Origin of the sequence: Protofrankia sp. Cas8, assembly GCF_963555845.1 — a bacterium.
Lineage (GTDB): Bacteria > Actinomycetota > Actinomycetes > Frankiales > Frankiaceae > Protofrankia.
Window position 1 is genome coordinate 1 of sequence record NZ_CAUVXI010000342.1, and the last position, 3,145, is coordinate 3,145.

The window sequence follows — 3,145 nt, forward strand, 5'->3', positions numbered from 1 at the left end:
CGGACGCTGGCACGATCCTGATACTCACCCTCGGTTATGTCATGATCGCGTTGATGCTGGCGCTCGTGGTGACCGATGCCTCCGCGGTGTATCTGGCCAAACGCTCGGTGGCTTCGGCGGCCGACGGCGCAGCCCTCGCCGCCGCGCAGCATGTCAACGATGCCGCCATCTACACGGCGACCCAGGATCTCCAGCAGCTGCCGCTTGCCGAGGTCGCCGCGACCGTCGCCGGATACCAGGTCGACGCCGACCCGTCCGGGCACACGGTGCTCACGGCGCAGCTGCTGAACCCGACGACCGTTCGGGTGACCGGCAGTCGAACGGTCGTGTTGCCGGTGGTGGCGCTCCTGGGCATCGGCCCGGTCACCGTCACAGCCAGCGCGGACGCCCAGTCGCTCGTCCGTCCGCCCGGCCCCTGACGGTATTCGGGCCGCTGCGACCCTGCGCGGGCCACCGGAGGTCTTGGAGCGAGAGGATCAGAACCAGGGGGCCGTGACGGCGATAAGATCGTCGAGCTGATGGCCGGTGCGCTTGGCGGCGAGCGCGGAGACGTCGCGGACGAGCCGGGCGACCCACTGTGCCGGCCGGTGCATGGCCAGGGTCACAGCCCGCGCCGCATGGTGCGCCGCTTCGTCGGGGTCGGGGCGGTTGCGTGCCAGCGCGGTCCGTGCCTGTGCCATGTGCACGGCAATGATCATACCGGTCTGCCCGCTGTCCGCGATCAGCGCGGCGGCCCGTTCAAGGTAGGGCTCGGCCTCGTCCGCGACACCGACGGTGGTCAGCGCCTCGGCACTGGCGAGAGCCAGGTCCGCCGGGGAATAGGTGTCGAGCGCGAAGCCGGGGCGTCCCTGCGCGGACGGGGCCAGCAACTCCATGATCTGCCAGGCGCGGACCACCGCCTGCCGGACGCCGGCGACATCGCCGACGGCCGCGTATGAGCCGGCCGAGACCTTGCCGGCCACCATGGCCCGGGCCGGGCTCGCTCCGGCGATCCGGCCGGCGGCCCCGGCGATCTGCAGTGCCACCGCCGGGCTGTGCTGGCGTACCACCCGGGCGCGTATCGCCAGGGCACTGCCGGCCAGCGGGCCGTCGCCGGCGGCGCGTGCCACCGTTGCGGCCCGATCGGCCAGCGAGACGGCGTCGCCGTGGCGCCCCTGGTCGTATGCGGCGCCTGCCATGGTGGCGGTCACGGCAGCGTGCAGGCGCATCCAGTCCAGGGCGACCGCCCCCCGCAACCGTCGGGTGCGCGGCACCGTCCGGGTGGTCTGGTGCAGGGGCGTCAGCGCCGATATGGTGTCGGACAGGTCGGCCGTCTCGTAGTTGACGAGCGCTTCGCTCAGGATCTGGATGCAGATGTCATGAAGCTCGCCGGTATCGACACGTGGGTCGGTACCGGCGGTATTGTCGGTCACGGCTCTCCAGCGTTCACCAGCGCGAAATCGGTCTAAGATGGCCCGGGTGACATTCAGCTGTCACCGCTTTCCGACCGAAGAGCCCGTCGGGCCGAAGAGCCCGCTGGCAGTCAAGATAGTCGGTGGGACGGTCCGGCGCCTCGGTGGCAAGGGCCTGTTGGATGTGCTCTGGGTCTCTTTGTGCGAATTCTGAATCCAAGACGCCGACGTGGGTTCCGGCCTCGCCACGCCAAGATCGGCATCCAGGTGGGGGCGGCGCGTTTCCGACGGTAAGGTGGGTCTCATGGCCGCCGACCTCGCAGAGGAGATCAAGGCTCTCGACTCGACGCTCGCAGGCATCGAAACAGTTCTTGATCTTGAAAGTCTCCGACGCCGCGCCGCGGACTTGGAGCGTGAGGCAACGGATCCGGACCTGTGGAGCGACCAGTCCAGGGCGCAGGGCGTCACCCGCCGGCTCTCGTCGGTGCGTGGGGACATCGCCCGGGTCGAAGCGCTGCGGCGGCGCCTCGACGACATCATCACCGCTCTCGACCTCGCCGATGAGGACCTGCTGGCCGAGGCCGCGGTGGGCCTTCCCAAGCTCGCTCGTGACATCTCCACGCTCGAGGTTCGTACGCTGCTGTCCGGTGAGTACGACGAGCGGGATGCGATCATTCAGCTTTCCGCCGGTGCCGGTGGCGTGGACGCCGCCGACTGGACGGCGATGCTGCTGCGCATGTACCTGCGGTGGGCCGAACGGCACGGCTACGGCGCCGAGGTGTTCGACACCTCCGAGGCGGAGGAGGCGGGTCTGAAGTCCGCCACGTTCCAGATCAAGGCGCCGTACGCCTACGGGACGCTGCGCAGCGAGCACGGCGTCCACCGGCTGGTGCGGATCAGCCCCTTCGACAACCAGAACCGCCGCCAGACGTCGTTCGCGGGGGTCGAGGTGACCCCGGCCGTCGAACAGGCCGACCATGTCGAGATCGACGACAAGGAACTGCGGATCGACATCTTCCGTTCGTCGGGTCCGGGCGGGCAGGGCGTCAACACCACCGACTCGGCGGTGCGGATCACCCACCTGCCGACGAACATCGTGGTGACCTGCCAGAACGAACGCAGCCAGCTGCAGAACAAGGCCGCGGCCATGATGGTGCTGCAGGCCAAACTGCTGGAACGTCGGCGTGTCGAGGAGGCCGCCGAGAAGCAGCGGCTGACCGGCGGTCCGCAGGACGTGTCCTTCGGCTCCCAGATCCGCAACTACGTACTGCATCCGTACCAGATGGTGAAGGACCTGCGCACCGAGGTGGAGACGTCCGGCACCGGGGCGGTGCTGGACGGCGACATCGACGACTTCATCGATGCGGAGGTCCGCTGGCGACGCACCACCGAGCGGCACGGATAGAGCTCCCCGAGGACGGAGCGTCGCGAGCCGGACAGCTCCATCCTCGGTTGTTCGCAACCGGTGGCCGAGCGCGCGATTACACGGGTATTCCGCGCGCCCGGTGGCGTTGAGGGCCGGCGGTTACCAGCGGGACGTGAGCCGGCGACGCAACCGCTTGGGGAACAGGGGTGGCGGCTTCTGGATCTGCTTGTCACCGATCACCTGGAACAGGGCACGCCGGTCGGTCAGGCCGCCGCGTCCGCTGGATTCGCGACCGAACAGGGCGATGAGGGCCGTCTCGGTGCCGGTCCGTTCCGTCCACTCGAGGAAGGCCCGTTCCTCCGCGGCGTCCTCGCCGACAAACTCGTCG

At 69.3% G+C, this 3,145-nt stretch carries 5 protein-coding genes; 3 read left to right on the forward strand and 2 right to left on the reverse strand.

The genetic code is table 11. The features are described 5' to 3' along the window. A partial coding sequence (locus tag U9977_RS26520; protein WP_416210792.1) for a pilus assembly protein TadG-related protein occupies positions 1-419 on the forward strand: 419 nt, incomplete at its 5' end. A 57-nt stretch (positions 420-476) separates the two neighbouring features. Here the strand turns inward: U9977_RS26520 and U9977_RS26525 are convergent. Beyond that, complete coding sequence (locus U9977_RS26525) at positions 477-1,412, reverse strand: hypothetical protein (RefSeq protein ID WP_322752003.1); 936 nt, start codon at positions 1,410-1,412, stop codon at positions 477-479. Positions 1,413-1,458: 46 nt separating this feature from the next. Between U9977_RS26525 and U9977_RS26530 the strand changes: the two genes are divergently transcribed. Together U9977_RS26530 and prfB are read left to right on the forward strand one after the other, a co-directional pair. Continuing rightward, complete coding sequence (locus tag U9977_RS26530) at positions 1,459-1,605, forward strand: hypothetical protein (protein ID WP_322752004.1); 147 nt, start codon at positions 1,459-1,461, stop codon at positions 1,603-1,605. A gap of 90 nt (positions 1,606-1,695) precedes the next feature. Next, positions 1,696-2,796 (forward strand): peptide chain release factor 2, encoded by a 1,101-nt coding sequence (gene prfB / locus U9977_RS26535; protein ID WP_322752005.1) that lies wholly within the window; start codon positions 1,696-1,698, stop codon positions 2,794-2,796. A gap of 120 nt (positions 2,797-2,916) precedes the next feature. Here the strand turns inward: prfB and U9977_RS26540 are convergent. Beyond that, positions 2,917-3,145, reverse strand: a 229-nt coding sequence (locus U9977_RS26540; protein ID WP_322752006.1) for a hypothetical protein, incomplete at its 5' end; no start/stop codon positions are given.

What these genes read in the sequence shown, in the direction of transcription:
- prfB (WP_322752005.1), top strand. Translation starts at nt 1,696, where the DNA reads ATGGCCGCCGACCTCGCAGAGGAGATCAAGGCTCTCGACTCGACGCTC.